Below are 16,808 nucleotides of genomic sequence, written 5' to 3' on the forward strand. Positions count from 1 at the left end.
TAAATATTCTTTGCCTATTTCCTACTGATTGTCAGCGAAGTACCTATAAGGTGGCCAGACTATCGACTAGCGGTCTTCCAGCACATTGATGGCTTCCTGCACTTTATCGCGGATAAGCGTTTCGGAGAGCTGTTCCATATCGACGCGGGTAGCATCTTCATAATTCCAGGCATTGTCCTTATGGATCAGCGTGCGCACCGCCACTTTATCCTCCGACTCCATCGGCGACAGGAGGAACTTGCAGTAGTTGTGCCCATCAAAGCGGATATCCAGCGATACATTGGGATGAACACGGTCCATCCTGTCCACCTGCTGCGCTTCGATACCATAGTTGACGAGCGATTGCACACATTTACCAAAGGCAGGTGTGATCACCTGTTCCATCTTTTCCCGGAAGTGTTGTAAAAAAAGGGCGCGTCGGCCTTCATCCAGCATTTCGTGCTTGGCAGCGGGTTCCTGCGACTGTTGGTCGAGTCGCTGCTGCTCGAGTTTTTTTCTCCTGCAGGCTAAAAAATCTTGCCACAACATACAATCAGTTATTTGCGGTTATTAAATGCTGGCTATACTGGGCTATGCTTTTCGCGGAGGATAGGGGAAAGCTACGCAATCGTTTGCAAGATTACAAGCATTAAGATAGGGATTTTTATTGACATAGGAAGGCGCTTAAAACGGGGGCAAAGATGCGATCAGGTGTGCAAAATCGAGCCTGTCTGTCAAAACTTAAACATCTGGTAATATAGCTGCTCTTACTTCATGATCTTTAGGAAGCTAAGTTTGCCGCCAATTGAAAAATACCCATTCACCAATGCTCAACAGAAGAAACTTCCTGAGAAATGTGGGCCTGGCTGGCGCTGCTTTCACAGCTCCTACGGTCATTGCCCATGCTGCACCCGCTGCTTTCAATACCGCCCTGACCATCAAAGGCCGTGTGCACAGCAACGGTAACGGCCTGGCCGGTGTGGCCGTCACCGACGGTTACACCGTCACGACGACTGATAAAAAAGGCAACTATTCCTTGAACGCTCATTCAGCGGCCGAGTTTGTCTACATCAGTATCCCTTCGGGTTACAGCATTCCCCACGACAAAGGCATTGCCCAATTTTACCAACCCATCACACAAACGGAAGGGAACCTGAAGGCCGATTTCAGTCTTGAGAAACTCAGCACCGACGACACCAAACACAACTTTGTCGTATGGGCCGATACCCAGATCATCTCCAAGGCCGATGGTCAGTTGTTGAAAACAGAATCGGCCCCCGACCTGAAACAACTGGTAGCCCAATATCCACAAGGCGCCTTATTTCATGGTATCGGCTGCGGCGACCTCGTATGGGACCATTTCGAACTGTTTGATGATTACCGCGAGGCGGTAGGCATCACCGGCGTGCCTTTCTTCAACGTGATCGGCAACCACGATATGGACCTCGATAGTGCCTCTGATGATGTATCGGCCCGCACCTTCAAAAAACAATTCGGTCCTACTTATTATTCCTTCAACCGGGGTAAGGTGCACTATATTGTACTGGACAACGTTTTCTTCCTCGGCAATGCCAAGAAGTATATTGGTTACCTCACCGATAACCAGCTGCGCTGGCTGAGGCAGGACCTGGCTTTGCTAAAACCGGGATCTACTGTTGTCGTCAGCAACCACATCCCCACGGACACCGGCCATCAACGCCGCAACAAACTGACGGAAGAAGCCATTGGTGGTACCGTAGCCAACCGCAACCAGCTGTACAAATTACTCAAGCCCTTTAAAGCCCATATCATGTCGGGCCATACCCACGTGAATGAGAAATGGGAAAAAGAAAACCTCATAGAGCACGTACACGGTACCGTTTGCGGTGCCTGGTGGACCGGCCCTATCTGCAGCGATGGAACGCCCAACGGCTATGGTGTGTATGAAGTGGACGGAGATGACATCAAGTGGTATTACAAATCGACCGGAAAGGCGAAAGATCACCAACTCAGGATCTACACCAAAGGCAGACTGACCACCGCCCCCGACGAGATCGTGGCTAATGTATGGAACTGGGATCCCCAATGGAAGATCGAATGGTGGGAGGATGACCAGGCCAAAGGCTTGATGCAACAGCGTGTGGAACTCGACCCCTGGTCGGTGGAACTACACGGCGGACCACAATTGCCCAAGAAACATAAGTTCGTAGAACCGAGTCTGACCGACCACCTGTTCTTTGCCAAACCGTCACCTACGGCGAAAAAGATCACCGTAAAGGCGACAGACCGGTTTGGCCAGGTATTTCAGGATACCATTCAGCTGGCATAAGTAACCCATCAACTTGTTATAACAAGGGCGGTCCGGTATGGTCCGCCCTTGTGTATTTTACTGATTGTAAGTACAGGTCTTCAGAGGCTTCTGGCAATTGCCAACAGTTGCTACTCCATGATCAACTCCCCTACACTGCCAGGCTGCGACTGATGCCCAACTCCAGCCCACGCAGCTCGGCCAGTCCACGCAACCGGCCAATGGCCGAGTAGCCCGGGTAGGTTTTCTTGTGCAGGTCATCGAGCATCTGGTGCCCATGATCGGGTCGCATGGGAATGGACCACTTTCTGCGCTGCATGATCAGCACCGCTTCTTTCACGATCTCATACATATCTGTATCACCTGCCAGGTGATCCGCCTCATAGAAGTTACCCTCTTCGTCGCGTTTGGTATTTCGCAAATGCAGGAAGTGCACCTGATCGCCAAAAGCCTGTAACATACGCAGTACCTCATTGTCTGCCCGCGCGCCAAACGATCCGGTGCAAAAGCAAAGGCCGTTGGCCGGGGAAGGTGCGGCTGCCAGTAGTTCCCGGGCATCAGCTTCTGTGCTTACAATACGTGGCAAGCCCAATATCGAATAAGGAGGATCATCCGGATGGATGGCCAACTTCAGGCCGCATTCCTCCGCTATGGGCACAATGGCCCGTAAGAAGTAAAACAGGTGTTGCTTCAGCTTTGCGGCATCGATGTGCTCATACGTTTTCAGCGCTGCCAATACCTGCTCCGGGGTAAAGGCATCATCACTACCGGGTAATCCCAACATCGTGTTGCGGAATAAGGTAGTTCGTGCCGCTTCATCCATCGCATCAAAAGCCGCTTTTGCTTTTTTCATGTCCGACACCGAATAATCGTTTTCAGCACCAGGCCGCTGCAGCAGGAACAGATCAAACGCAATAAATGCAGCCCGGTTGAAGTACAGCGCACGGCTCTTATCCGGCATTTCATAATTTACATCGGTACGCATCCAATCGAGGATGGGCATAAAGTTGTAGGTAACCACCTCCAACCCACAGGCACCCACATTACGCAGGCTAAGCTTATAGTTTTCGATAAGCTGTTCAAAATTGCCCGTTTGCTTTTTGATGTCTTCATGTACCGGCAGGCTTTCGATCACCGTCCAACGCATTCCCTTCGCTTCGATCATTTGCTTACGCTTGTTGATCTCTTCGATCGTCCACACCTCCCCCACCGGAATATGGTGCAATGCGGTGACTACACCTGTACAACCAGCCTGCCTGATATCCCAAAGGCTGACCGGATCATTGGGCCCGAACCAGCGCATTGTTTGTTCCATTAAGATCATATCGTCATCGTTTATTGAAGGGCGATCCCTTGCCGTGTTTATTCTTTCACAAAATAAGGGAAGGACGATATTAATCGCCCTCCCCTTGGTGCATTAATCAAAAATACTCTTGTGTAACACTTGAACCTGTTGCTATCATTGAGAGACTAGCCGTCTCTTTAGCACTTGTAATACAGCCGGATAAGTTTGTTTCATTGGAATAGTTGCCGTTGTACAACAACGGGAATTCCCAGGCCTTCACCGTTCCTTCATCAGGATCGACGATACCAGCCATAAAAGGCTTGTGCGCATTATAGAGCTTGCAGACGATCTGGCCATCTGAGGGCCTATCGACCAAGCCTTTTATACTGACGTATTATATACAATAGGTATTGGTCATCAGGCCCCTATTAAACAGGAAGGTGGTAGCGTTAAACCGGTGGTGAACTGGAAACTGACCTGTAGCCGGGCCACAGCAATGGTGGAATAGCCCGGGAAATAATAGAAGGGCGTGACAAGTGGAATGAAGGAATATTACACCTTTTCGCTGAAAGCCTTATCAATAATGGTTTTGGCTGCATATCAACAATCGTTTTTTAGGGTTTTGGCAAGTATGCAGTAGCTCGTTCGCAGGGCTAATATCGAACAATTTCCCGTTAATTGTAACCGATTACATAAATATTTTCAAAAAAATATTCCTTAGCTTTACCAGCAGCTACTTACACCGATGTAAACGATTGTAATGGAAAAGGAGAAAGAAGTTACTATATATGACCTTGCCCGCAAGCTGAACATCTCGATAGCGACCGTCAGCCGTGCGCTGAAAGACGACCCTGTCGTCAGCAAAAAAACCAAGAAAAAGATCTTCGAACTTGCCGAAGAGATGGGCTATCGCTCCAATCACTTTGCCCGTAACCTGCGCAATAAACGTACCGATACCATCGGTGTGATCGTACCCCGGTTGAATAGTTATTTCATGAGTACCGTAATTGCCGGTATCGAGAACGTCGCCAACAATGAAGGCTTCAACCTCATCATCAGCCAGTCATCGGAATCGGCCCAGAAAGAAATGAACAGTGTGAAAACGATGTTCAATAACCGCGTAGATGGATTGCTGGTTTCACTGGCCTATGATACAGAGGATATCACGCACTTCGAAACCCTCTACCGCAAGAATATACCAGTTATCTTCTTTGACCGGGTAGCCGAACAGGACATGTGTACCAATGTACTGATCGATAATCGCCGCGCCGCCTACGAGGCCACCAAACACCTGATTCAGCAAGGCTGTAAACGCATTGCTCATATCACGGCCACGCCAAAAAGGAATGTGTACATCGATCGCCTGGAAGGGTACAAACGGGCGTTGGCCGAATTCGACCTCCCTTTCAGCAATGACCAATTGATCATCGGCAACCTGAGCCAGGAAGACGGCGCCCTCGCGGCAGCACAAATACTGGCCATACCAGAACGCCCTGATGGAATTTTTGTAGCAAACGATAACAGCGCGGTGGGCTGCATGCTGGCCTTGAAACAAGCGGGCATACGAATACCCGAGGACATTGCCTTCGTCGGATTCAACAACGACCCGGTGTCGAAAGTAGTAGAGCCCAACCTGACCACCATCAACTATCCGGGTTATGAAATGGGAGAAGTAGCTGCCCGTAACCTGATTAATCACCTGACCGGCATTGCCACCATCACTTCTACCAATACCATTCTGCTGCGTTCGGAACTGGTGGTGCGTGGCTCTTCGTTAAAAAATAAAACCTGATGGATGGGCCCTGCCCCTCCACCCTGCTGCCCCATATGAAAAAGACGTTGTGCACCCTGCTGTTTTTTGTGCTGTTGTATCCGCTACTCGCTGAAGACGGATACCGCCTCTGGCTTCGCTATGAGAAGATCGACAACAACTCCCTGCTGCAGACCTACCGGGCTGCTATCAACTCCATACAGGTTACCGGCAATAGTGCTGTCATTGCCAGCGCCCGGCAAGAACTGCTGACGGGGTTGCAAGGACTGCTGGGTAAATCTGTTACCCAATCCCCGTCTCCAGGCACAGGAAACATTCTCGCAGGCACCTGGCAACAAAATGCCCTCCTCCGCACGCTGATACCAGCTGACCACATGAAGGCCACGGGCAAAGAAGGGTTTGTGATCCGTACCGTTCGTTATCAGCAAAAACGGGTTATAGTCATTGCGGCCAATGAAGACGCTGGTGTACTGTATGGCGTATTCAACTTCCTGCGGTTGTTACAAACGCAACAACCGATCAGTAACCTATCGATCACCAGCGCCCCTACCATTCAATTGCGCCTGCTCAATCACTGGGACAACCTGGACCGTACAGTGGAACGAGGCTACGCAGGTTTCTCCATCTGGGACTGGCACCGGTTACCCGGCTATACTGATCCTCGTTACACGGACTATGCGCGCGCCAATGCCTCTATCGGCATCAATGGCACCGTGCTCACCAATGTCAATGCGAATGCGCGCATCCTGAGTCCTGAATACCTCGAAAAAGTTGCCGCGCTCGCCCATATTTTCCGCCGCTACGGTATCAAGGTTTACCTGACCGCCCGGTTCAGTGCACCTGTAGAAGCTGGTGGCCTGAAAACAGCCGACCCGCTGGACCCTACCGTGCAGGCCTGGTGGAAAGAAAAGGCGACCGAGATCTACCGCTATGTACCGGATTTTGGTGGGTTCCTGGTAAAGGCCAATTCGGAAGGACAGCCCGGACCACAAAACTATCACCGCACCCATGCAGATGGCGCCAACATGCTGGCGGATGCTGTAGCCCCGCATGGCGGTATCGTGATGTGGCGTGCCTTCGTTTACAGCAACGAGAAACCAGACGATCGCTTCAAGCAAGCCTACAATGAATTCAAACCCCTCGATGGGCAGTTCCGCAAGAACGTAGTCGTGCAAGTCAAGAACGGCCCCATCGACTTTCAACCCAGGGAACCGTTTCATCCCTTGTTTGGTGCCATGCCGGCGACACCCCTGATGATGGAATTTCAGATCACCCAGGAATACCTCGGCTTTGCCACCAACCTGGTTTATCTGGCACCTCTCTTTAAAGAGTGCCTCGACAGCGACACTTATGCAAAAGGAAAGGGTTCGACAGTAGCTAAAGTGATCGATGGATCACTGGAAGACCATCCGATATCGGGCATTGCCGGGGTGGCCAATATTGGCAACGACATCAACTGGTGTGGTCATCCATTCGCCGCAGCCAACTGGTATGCCTTTGGCCGGCTCGCCTGGAACCCTCAGCTTCCATCGGACGAAATAGCCAACGAATGGATTCGGCAGACCTTCTCCAACAATGCCACTTTTGTGCAATCGACCAGCCGCTTCATGATGGCCTCCCGGGAAAATACGGTTCGCTACATGACACCACTTGGTCTGCACCATATCATGGGCAACAGTCACCATTACGGTCCTGCGCCCTGGACCAACAAAGCACAACGCGCCGACTGGGATCCCATTTATTATCACCGCGCCGACTCTACCGGTATCGGGTTCGACAGAACAGCTGCCGGCAGCAATGCACTCGCGCAATACAGCCCAGACCTACGTCGGCAATACGAGAACCTGAAAGACTGTCCGGATAATTACCTGCTGTGGTTTCACCGGGTACCGTGGACCTACCGCCTATCGTCGGGCAAAACAGTTTGGGAGGCACTCTGTACCGAGTACCAGGCAGGCGTATCGGCGGTGCGCGATATGCAAAAGACCTGGAATGGGTTAAAGCCGTATATAGATGCAGCACGTTTCGAAGAGGTACAGCAACTAATGGCTGTACAGGAAAAAGAAGCAGTGTGGTGGCGCAATGCCTGCCTGCTGTATTTCCAGACTTACTCCCGTATGCCTTTTCCGGCAGGTGTTGAACAGCCGGATCAAACCCTGGAGTATTACAAAAGTCTGCGGTTCCCGTATGCACCCGGCATCTGATCCGGCGGCGACAACAATCATGAGATTAACTGACTGGTATAAAGATCAATCTAGCAAGAAATACTAACGACCAATGGAAACAACCAAACAACAGCAACTAGCGATCATAACAGGTGGAGGTTCGGGTATCGGACTGGCCATTGCACAGAAATTTGTGGACGCCGGGATCCTAACGATCATCGTAGGACGGGATCAGGAGAAACTGAACCAGGCCCAGGCAACGCTGGGCAGCCTGTGCATTCCCCTGCAATGCGACCTGACCAATCTTGCCGCCATACCAGCCCTCGTGCAACAGGTATTGCAACAATATGGCCGTATCGATATCCTGGTGAACAATGCAGGTATCAATATGAAGAAAGAGTTTACAGAGGTCAGCGATGACGATTTTCAACGCATCATCAAGACCAATGTTACTGCCGTGTTCGCCCTATCCAGAGAAGTCGTGAAATACATGATGAGCAACGGAGGCGGTTCCATCATCAACATCAGCTCGATGGCATCGCAGTATGGCATTCCCAAAGTGATCGCCTATACGGCATCGAAATCAGCTATTGAAGGCATGACGAAGGCCATGGCCGTGGAATTGTCGCCCAAAGGTATCCGGGTGAATTGCATTGCCCCTGGATTTATTGCTACGGATATGTCGGCCAAGGCGCTCAACGATGATCCCGAAAGAAAACACAAGGCACTCGACCGTACCCCCATGGGGCAACTGGGCGCTCCTGCCGATATCGGCGACGCGGCCCTGTTCCTGGCATCTGATGCGGCCCGATACATCACAGGAGTGGTATTGCCGGTAGATGGCGGCAACTCCATCGGATTCTAGGCATCTTGTTCTTAGCTGGTATCATCCCTTTTATTGCAAGCCGGCCGGCAGGCCGTAACGACTACATATGAAAAAGCTTTTCCTTTTACTATGCCTGATGGCAGGTGCCGGGGCCATTTTGCAGGCGCAACCACTGGTAAGCCCCATGGCTTCCCCGGCGGCCTTTCCCCTGGTTGCGGGTAAACATGCCGCCACGATTTATGTGGACGCCGACGACTACCCTGTTGTGCGCAAGGCGGCGACGTTGTTGCAGGAAGACATCCTGCGGGTAACCGGTATTCAGCCAGCCATCGTACACGAGATACCCGCGAAAGCCGAACGCCTCATACTGATTGGTACAGCTGGTAAGGCTGCGATATTGGATCGGATCAAACGCAGCTTTTCAACCCATCCGTTAACGGGTAAATGGGAAGCCTATCAGTGGAGCATACTGCAACAGGCATTGCCAGGCATCCGGCAAACACTGGTGATTGCCGGTAGCGACCGACGGGGCACGGCTTATGGCGTGATGGAATTGTCGAAAGCGATGGGTGTATCACCGTGGTACTGGTGGGCCGATGTACCGGTGAAACAACAACCGGAGCTCTACCTGGCCAATAAAACATACGCTGTACAAGCACCTGCTGTCAAATACCGCGGTATTTTCATCAACGACGAGGCCCCTGCCCTCTCTGGCTGGAGTAAGGAAAAGTTCGGCGGCTTCAACCACGCCTTCTATGAGAAGGTGTTTGAACTGATGTTACGGCTTCGGTCCAACTATCTATGGCCAGCCATGTGGGGCAACGCTTTTTACGATGACGACAGCCTCAACATCAAATCAGCCGACGAATACGCTATTGTAATAGGTACCTCGCACCATGAACCGTTGATGCGTGCGCATGACGAATGGCGGAGATATGGCAAAGGCAAATGGAATTACGACAGTAATGCCATACAATTGAAGAACTTCTGGCGTGGGGGGATGCAACGTGCTACCAATGAAAAGATCGTCAGCGTTGGCATGCGGGGAGATGGTGATGAACCAATGAGCCGGGAAACTGCCACGGCACTGCTGGAAAGGATCGTCAGCGACCAGCGTCAGATAATAGCAGACGTCACCAACAAACCCGCCAACGAAACACCCCAGCTGTGGGCACTGTACAAAGAAGTACAGGACTACTACGATAAAGGCATGCGTGTGCCTGACGATGTGACCCTACTATTGTGTGATGACAACTGGGGCAATATCCGCCGGCTTCCTGCTCTGACTGATAAACCACGCCAGGGCGGCTATGGCATCTATTATCATTTCGACTACGTGGGTGGACCGCGCAACTACAAATGGATCAACACCAATAATATTGCCCGTGTTTGGGAGCAGATGCACCTGGCCTGGGAGCATAAGGTTCGCGACATCTGGATTGTGAACGTAGGCGATATCAAGCCGATGGAATTCCCGATCTCCTTCTTTATCGACTACGCCTGGGATCCGACTGCTATTGGCCCCAACGACCTGCAACGCTACACAGAACAGTGGGTAGCGCAGCAATTTGGTGCGCAACAAGCGAAGCCCATAGCAAAGGTCTTGAGTCAATACGCACAGTTCATCAGCCGCAGAAAGCCGGAGTTGCTGGACACCAGTACCTTCCACCCCGTCAATTACCGCGAAGCAGAAATAGTCAACAAGGATTTCGATTCATTATTAGTAACTGCGAGAAAAATCAAAGCAACACTCAAAGCAAACCAACAGGACGGCTATTATCAACTGGTACTTCACCCCATCGAGGCCATGGCCAACCTTTACCAACTATATTACGCGGTTGCCAAAAACAATGCTGCCGCCACGTGTAAAGACTGGCCACAAGCCAATCTCTGGGCCGGCTTAGCCCGCAAATTTTACCAAACAGATTCCATGATCACCGTTTCCTACCACACCATGGGCGATGGCAAGTGGAACCATATGATGGATCAAACCCATATCGGGTACACCTACTGGCAGCAACCACCCGTCAATAAAATGCCTGCAGTCATTGAGCGTACAGACGGTACCAAAGACAAGGCCTGTGCGATGGATCTGATTCCCGCGCCCAGGACAGCTGTTGCACAAATCCCCGCATCCTTGCGTGGTAACTACTTTTATGAGCAAGGAGGCTATGTATCTATGGAAGCTGCGCACTATACACAAGCTATCAATAGCCATGGCATTCAATGGACCTTACTTCCCAACCATGGCCGTACCGGTGATGCGATCACTCCTTTTCCGGTAACAGCCTCAACGCAACAACCAGGAGGCAACAGCCCTCATTTGCAATATGAGTTTTATACCTACTCGGAGTCTGCCCCCAGCCTGCAGGTATATTGCTCCCCTACTCTCAATCTCAGCAATTCAGCAACAGGTCTGCAATACGCGGTCTCGATAGACGACGAGGCACCCCAGCTCGTCAGCATCAACAAAGACGATAACGTAAACAGGACCTGGGACCAATGGGTAGCCAATAACATCATTGTCAAAACGACCAAACATGCTCTGCTGAAACCTGGCAAGCATACCTTGAAATACTGGATGGTAGACCCCGCGGTCGTTTTGCAAAAACTGGTGATCGACCTGGGAGGATTGAAACCCTCTTACCTCGGCCCTCCTGAAACAAGACGTATACGCTGAATCGTTCCGTAAGACCAGACGGCCTCCCGTCAACATACCCGATCCATTTACTCAATCTTCAAAACTTGCTATGATGAAGTCACCTTTCCTGTGTACCCTCACCGTCCTATTTTCGGTTGCCCTGAGTGCACAGCCTGGCAGGATTTCGCGCACCGATAGTCTGCGGCTCGACAGCCTGCGCAAAGCCACACAACTTGATTACCAGCAAATGCTACAGGCGCTGTCGATCACGGCCACACGTCCGGGACCGTCCGGCAATCCGCAGGCACCCAATGCCGCCAACAGTGATGAAGCGAAAGCATCATCCTATAAAGAACTCCCCGATCCCCTCAAGCTACAGAATGGTCAGCCGGTTACCACGGCCGCTACCTGGTGGAGCCAGCGCCGCCCCGAGATCGTGGCCGCCTTCGACCAGGAAATGTATGGACACACCCCTTCCAATACACCGGGTGTTGCCTGGGAAATAACGGAAACCATCAACGAGGTGAAAGGCGATATAGCCGTCATCACTAAGAAGCTGGTAGGGCATGTCGACAATTCATCCTGGCCCTCCATCAAAGTAGATATACAATTATCATTGACCACGCCAGCCAATGCCAAAGGACCTGTACCTGTCATCATGGAATTTGGATTCAACTTCCCTCCAGGATTCAATCCCCCTCGTGACACTTCCAGGAATGCGCCCCCCAACTGGCAACAGCAATTACTCGCCAAGGGATGGGGATATGCTGTACTGGTTCCCACCAGCTACCAGGCAGACAATGGGGCCGGTTTAACACAAGGCATTATCGGATTGGTCAATAAAGGGCAACACCGCAAACCCGGTGACTGGGGTACCCTCAAGGCCTGGGCATGGGGAGCCAGCCGCGCGCTCGATTATCTACAAACAGATAAAGCCGTCGACGCAAACCGCGTAGGGATAGAGGGACTTTCAAGATATGGCAAAGCAGCGCTGGTCACGATGGCTTACGATAGCCGTTTTGCGATCGGCTTCATCGGTTCTTCGGGTGCCGGTGGCGCCAAGATCCTCCGCCGTGTATTTGGAGAACAGGTAGAGAACCTCGCTTCATCCGGTGAATACCATTGGTTCGCCGGCAATTTCATTAAATATGCAGGTCCGCTCACCCCCAACGACCTTCCCGTCGATGCCCATGAGCTCATTGCCCTCTGCGCACCACGCCCTGTGTTTATCAGCGTAGGATCGCCCCAGGTAGAAGGCAACTGGATCGATGGTCGGGGTATGTTCATCGCTACTGTACATGCAGGCCCGGTTTACAAATTACTGGGCAAAAAGGACCTTGGCAGTAATGAAATGCCTCCGCAGGAAACCGGCATGACCGATGGTGACCTGGCTTTCCGGCAACACGCGGGTGGACACACGACAGGCCCCAACTGGGCTTATTTCATCCCCTTTGCTGCCCGCTATTTCGACAACGCGATCGCTCAAAATGCCAAAGGACTGAAAGACTATTATCAATCCTATTTCCCCATTGGCGTTGCCGTTTCCCCACGCGCTATAAGGTCAGAAGAAGCTGGACTTATTCTGCAACAATTCAATAGCCTGACACCCGAGAACGCGATGAAGATGGGGCCTATCCATCCGCGGGAAAATGATTTCAACTGGCGCGATGCCGATTCCATCGTAGCCTTTGCGCAAAGAAACAAACTGAAATTACGGGGTCATACACTTTGCTGGCACAATCAAACACCCGCCTGGCTATTTGTCGACAACCAAGGTAAACCGGTCAGCAAAGAAGTATTACTCGATCGATTGAAAAAACATATTACTGCTGTAGTCACCCGCTACAAAGGTCAGATCTATGCCTGGGACGTCGTGAATGAAGTTATTTCTGACAAGCCCGATGAATACCTGCGCAATTCGCCCTGGCTTCAGATCGCGGGAGAGGAATACATTGCCAAAGCCTTCCAGTGGGCGCACGAAGCCGATCCAAAAGCGAAGTTGTTTTATAACGACTATGATGAGATCAACAGCGTCAAACGTGCCAAGATCATCCGCCTCATTAAATCTTTACAGGCAAAAGGCATCCCCATTCATGGCATTGGCCTTCAGGGACACTGGGCCATCAACGAACCCTCCACAGCACAACTCGACAGTACGCTGCGTGATTTCGCCGACTTGAAGTTGTCGATACAGGTCACTGAACTTGACATCTCCATATACCCCAAAGAACACAACGCAAGACCCAGAAGACCTGAAGATGCCAACAACAGCTTCACTCCCGAAAGAGAACAACAACAAGCGGAAAAATACAAGATGGCCTTCGACCTATTCAGGAAGTATGGCAAACAAATTACCGGCGTAACCTTCTGGAATATCTCGGATCGCAACAGCTGGCTGGACAATTTCCCTGTTACAGGTCGTAAAGATTACCCGTTGTTGTTTGACAAAAACCTACAACCGAAGCCAGTATATCAGCAGGTCATCAACTTCTGAACCATAAGTTCGTCTTTCTGACACACTCATAAAAAACAGGAAAGGATCACTCCTTTCCTGTTTTGCTGTTCCGTCAGCCCCGGAACAACCATGTCGCCCGAAGGCTACTTATTCATTTTCCATCAGCTTTCGCCGGTAGCAATATTTTTATCAATCTCCTCCTGTAGCTTTTGCGATTCCTGCAATTTCCTGAGCGCTTTGCCGTAGGAGAGTTTGGTGATCAGTACAAATAACACCGGTACCACAAAGATGGCAAGCGTTGTTGCAGCGATCATACCGCCAAACACCGTCCAACCAATCGTGTTGCGTGATACTGATGCCGCACCCGATGCGAAAGCCAACGGCAGTACACCCAGGATAAAGGCCAGCGAGGTCATAATGATCGGGCGAAGACGCAGCTGCACCGCCTGTAAGGTCGCGTGCACTACATCGATGCCACGGTCAACCCGCTCTTTGGCAAACTCCACGATCAGGATCGCATTCTTTGCCGCCAGACCAATCAACGTGATCATACCGATCTGCGCATAGATATTATTCGAAAGCTTGGGCATCAGGACCAATGTCAGGATAGAACCAAATAGTCCGATCGGCACGGCAAACAGTACAGAGAACGGAATGGACCAGCTCTCATACAACGCTGCCAGGAAGAGGAACACAAACACGATCGAGATCGCAAAGATCGTCGTGGTAGCATCCCCTGCCTTGATCTCCTCGCGGCTCATACCAGAGAATTCATAAGAATATCCGGATGGTAATACCTGCGCCGCCACTTCACGCAGTGCCTGAATGGCCTGTCCGCTACTGAAGCCTGGCTTGGGTGAACCATTGATCTCAATAGAGCGATAGATATTGTAGTGCGAGATCACTGCCGGATTTTCTACCAGCCTGGAAGAAACCAATGAGCTCATCGGGATCATACTGCCCTGGCTATTACGTACATAGTAGTTCTGAAAATCATTCAACGATCCGCGGAAACTACTATCGGCCTGTGCCATTACGCGGAAGTTACGACCATACAGGTTGAAGTCATTGACATAGCTACTACCGAGCAAGGTCGACATCGTAGCATATACATCTGAAACCAGTACACCGAGCTTCTTGGCTTTTTCCTTATCTACATCCACCTGGTAGCTGGGCGTTTTAGTAGAGAAGAAGGTATACGCCAATCCGATTTCCGGACGCTGGTACAGCGCACCCAGAAAACGTTGACTTACTTTTTCAAACTCCTGGATATTATCGGTACTGGTCGTTTGCTGCAGCTCGAAGGTAAAACCGGCCGTCTGCCCCAGACCGGGGATAGCGGGTGGCGCGATAGGCCTGATTGTCGCTTCTTTGATATCCGACGTTGCCCGCACTATTTGCCCCATGATCCCTTCTACATGCTGTTCTTTAGCCTTACGTTGATCCCATGGTTTCAGGGTAACGAACAAGGTACCGGAGTTCGATTTGAAGGAGAAGTTGATGATATTGAGACCAGCGAGACCACCCACCGTACCAACACCATCGATCTTCTGGATGCGGCTCATGATATCCTTCAGCATCGCTACGTTGCGCGTGGTTGATGTACCTTCCTGCATTTCATAAGTCACGAACATACGGCCTTCATCCTCCGTTGGGATAAATCCGGTAGGCTTTGTTTTGAACATATAGAACAAACCAACAAACAAACAGATCATCATGATCACCACATAAGGTGCTCCTTTGATCCATTTGCCAACACCTCTGGTATATGAGTTTGTTATACCTCCAAAGACACGATTGAACCAGTCAAAGAACTTGTCCAGGATATTTTTGCGGGCACCGGGGTCCTTCGAAGGCTTCAGCATCATACTACACAGAGCAGGTGTCAGCGAAAGTGCCACAAAGGCCGATATGATTACCGAGACCGCAATTGTGATCGCAAACTGCTGGTAAAGCCGACCTACGATACCAGGAATAAATCCTACTGGTACGAACACCGCCGCAAGGATCAGGGCAATGGCAATAACTGGTCCAGAGATATCCGACATGGCTTTTTGCGTCGCTTCCCGGGGTGACAGTTTCTCGTGGTCGATATAATGTTGCACCGCTTCCACCACAACGATGGCGTCATCCACCACGATACCGATCGCCAATACGAAGGCGAACAGGGTCAGCGTATTGATGGTAAATCCAAAAGGGAGGAAGAAAATGAAGGTACCGATCAACGATACAGGGATCGCCAGGACGGGGATCAGGGTGGCACGCCAGTTCTGCAAGAAAAGGAACACCACGATCACCACCAGGATCAGGGCTTCCACGAGTGTATGCAATACTTCTTCTATAGATACCTTAACCACAGAGATGGTCTCCAGGGGCACGGCATAATCTACATCCTTGGGGAATTGTTTCTTCAACTCGGCCAACGTATGCTGCAATCCTTCCCAGGTATCGAGGGCGTTGGCGCCAGGAGCCTGATAGATCAGGATGAATGCCGCTGGCTTGCCATTCACAAAGTTGTTACTGCTGTAATCGAATTTACCCAACTCAACGCGTGCCACATCACTTAACCGCACGATGCTTCCATCTGCAGGTCGCGTACGCACCACGATCTGCTCAAACTGCGCCACCGTATTGATACGGCTATTGGTCAATACACTGTATTCGAAGGCCTGTAAATTAGGCTGCGGATTACCACCAATGGTACCGGCTGCCACCTGCAGGTTCTGCTCGCTCAGCGAACCGAGCACATCGCCGGTGGTCATATTCAACGCGGCCAGTTTTTTGGGGTCGAGCCAGATTCGCATACCAAAGTCATCACCGCGGGTGAAGATATCACCCACCCCTTTTACACGCAGCAAGGCGTCCTTCAGGTAGATATTGGCATAGTTCCCAAGGAATGTCGGGTTGCGGGTTCCGTTAGGCGAATAAAGCGCCAGGGCCACCATGATGCTGGGATTACGTTTACGCACCGTCAATCCCAAACGTTTAACCGCATCCGGCAAGGTAGGTTCAGCCACACTTACACGGTTCTGTACATCGAGCGTAGCGATATTAATATCCGTACCTACTTCAAAGTTCACCGTAATGCTGCTCTGTCCACTGCTGGTACTGTTACTGGTAATATAGGTCATGCCTGGTGTACCATTCACCTGTGTTTCGATGGCAGTAGTAGTTGTTTGTTCTACTGTCTGCGCATCCGCACCAGTAAACGAGCCCGCGATCGAAACCGTGGGCGGCGTAATGTCCGGATACTGTGCAATCGGCAACGCATTCATGGAGATAAGCCCCACAAGCACAATTACGATCGATATTACAATGGCCGTTACCGGGCGTTTTATAAAAGTATCTGCTATCATTAGTTATCGTCTTTATTGGTCCTCGGTTCAAATAATAACTTGC

10 protein-coding genes are annotated in these 16,808 nt (G+C 51.0%); 6 read left to right on the plus strand and 4 right to left on the minus strand.

Translation table 11 applies throughout. The features are described 5' to 3' along the window. Nucleotides 1-66: 66 nt before the first annotated feature. Nucleotides 67-528: a hypothetical protein gene (locus tag P2W70_RS28170; RefSeq protein ID WP_276484911.1), complete on the minus strand. Its 462-nt coding sequence runs from the start codon at nucleotides 526-528 to the stop codon at nucleotides 67-69. A gap of 277 nt (nucleotides 529-805) precedes the next feature. On the opposite strand from P2W70_RS28170, the gene P2W70_RS28175 reads away from it, so the two are divergent. Further along, a complete protein-coding gene (locus P2W70_RS28175; RefSeq protein ID WP_276484912.1) occupies nucleotides 806-2,287 on the plus strand; it encodes a calcineurin-like phosphoesterase family protein in 1,482 nt (493 codons plus the stop codon). 130 nt (nucleotides 2,288-2,417) lie between these two features. Here the strand turns inward: P2W70_RS28175 and uxuA are convergent, their stop codons facing one another. Both uxuA and P2W70_RS28185 read right to left on the minus strand, forming a co-directional pair. Next, on the minus strand, nucleotides 2,418-3,581 hold the full coding sequence (uxuA, locus tag P2W70_RS28180) for a mannonate dehydratase (protein WP_420832410.1): 1,164 nt from the start codon (nucleotides 3,579-3,581) through the stop codon (nucleotides 2,418-2,420). Nucleotides 3,582-3,687: 106 nt separating this feature from the next. Next, on the minus strand, nucleotides 3,688-3,864 hold the full coding sequence (locus tag P2W70_RS28185) for a hypothetical protein (RefSeq protein WP_276484914.1): 177 nt from the start codon (nucleotides 3,862-3,864) through the stop codon (nucleotides 3,688-3,690). Between the two features lie 447 nt (nucleotides 3,865-4,311). Between P2W70_RS28185 and P2W70_RS28190 the strand changes: the two genes are divergently transcribed. From P2W70_RS28190 to P2W70_RS28210, 5 genes are all read left to right on the plus strand, one after another. Continuing rightward, on the plus strand, nucleotides 4,312-5,343 hold the full coding sequence (locus P2W70_RS28190) for a LacI family DNA-binding transcriptional regulator (RefSeq protein WP_276484915.1): 1,032 nt from the start codon (nucleotides 4,312-4,314) through the stop codon (nucleotides 5,341-5,343). Nucleotides 5,344-5,378: 35 nt separating this feature from the next. Further along, nucleotides 5,379-7,526, plus strand: coding sequence for an alpha-glucuronidase family glycosyl hydrolase (locus P2W70_RS28195; protein ID WP_276484916.1), 2,148 nt, complete (start codon nucleotides 5,379-5,381; stop codon nucleotides 7,524-7,526). Nucleotides 7,527-7,599: 73 nt separating this feature from the next. Next, nucleotides 7,600-8,352, plus strand: coding sequence for an SDR family NAD(P)-dependent oxidoreductase (locus tag P2W70_RS28200; protein WP_276484917.1), 753 nt, complete (start codon nucleotides 7,600-7,602; stop codon nucleotides 8,350-8,352). Nucleotides 8,353-8,419: 67 nt separating this feature from the next. Continuing rightward, a complete protein-coding gene (locus tag P2W70_RS28205) occupies nucleotides 8,420-10,993 on the plus strand; it encodes a glycosyl hydrolase 115 family protein (protein ID WP_276484918.1) in 2,574 nt (857 codons plus the stop codon). 70 nt (nucleotides 10,994-11,063) lie between these two features. Then, nucleotides 11,064-13,448, plus strand: a complete 2,385-nt coding sequence (locus P2W70_RS28210) for an endo-1,4-beta-xylanase (protein ID WP_276484919.1) — start codon at nucleotides 11,064-11,066, stop codon at nucleotides 13,446-13,448. 122 nt (nucleotides 13,449-13,570) lie between these two features. On the opposite strand, the gene P2W70_RS28215 is transcribed toward P2W70_RS28210, so the two are convergent. Continuing rightward, a complete protein-coding gene (locus tag P2W70_RS28215; protein WP_276484920.1) occupies nucleotides 13,571-16,765 on the minus strand; it encodes an efflux RND transporter permease subunit in 3,195 nt (1,064 codons plus the stop codon). Nucleotides 16,766-16,808 lie beyond the last annotated feature (43 nt).

This window comes from Paraflavitalea pollutisoli, assembly GCF_029360705.1.
In the GTDB taxonomy this organism is placed as follows: domain Bacteria; phylum Bacteroidota; class Bacteroidia; order Chitinophagales; family Chitinophagaceae; genus Paraflavitalea; species Paraflavitalea pollutisoli.

What these genes read in the sequence shown, in the direction of transcription:
- P2W70_RS28205 (WP_276484918.1), top strand. Translation starts at nt 8,420, where the DNA reads ATGAAAAAGCTTTTCCTTTTACTATGCCTGATGGCAGGTGCCGGGGCC.
- P2W70_RS28185 (WP_276484914.1), bottom strand. Translation starts at nt 3,864, where the DNA reads ATGGCTGGTATCGTCGATCCTGATGAAGGAACGGTGAAGGCCTGGGAA.
- P2W70_RS28200 (WP_276484917.1), top strand. Translation starts at nt 7,600, where the DNA reads ATGGAAACAACCAAACAACAGCAACTAGCGATCATAACAGGTGGAGGT.
- P2W70_RS28210 (WP_276484919.1), top strand. Translation starts at nt 11,064, where the DNA reads ATGATGAAGTCACCTTTCCTGTGTACCCTCACCGTCCTATTTTCGGTT.
- P2W70_RS28190 (WP_276484915.1), top strand. Translation starts at nt 4,312, where the DNA reads ATGGAAAAGGAGAAAGAAGTTACTATATATGACCTTGCCCGCAAGCTG.
- P2W70_RS28215 (WP_276484920.1), bottom strand. Translation starts at nt 16,765, where the DNA reads ATGATAGCAGATACTTTTATAAAACGCCCGGTAACGGCCATTGTAATA.
- P2W70_RS28170 (WP_276484911.1), bottom strand. Translation starts at nt 528, where the DNA reads ATGTTGTGGCAAGATTTTTTAGCCTGCAGGAGAAAAAAACTCGAGCAG.
- P2W70_RS28195 (WP_276484916.1), top strand. Translation starts at nt 5,379, where the DNA reads ATGAAAAAGACGTTGTGCACCCTGCTGTTTTTTGTGCTGTTGTATCCG.
- P2W70_RS28175 (WP_276484912.1), top strand. Translation starts at nt 806, where the DNA reads ATGCTCAACAGAAGAAACTTCCTGAGAAATGTGGGCCTGGCTGGCGCT.
- uxuA (WP_420832410.1), bottom strand. Translation starts at nt 3,581, where the DNA reads ATGGAACAAACAATGCGCTGGTTCGGGCCCAATGATCCGGTCAGCCTT.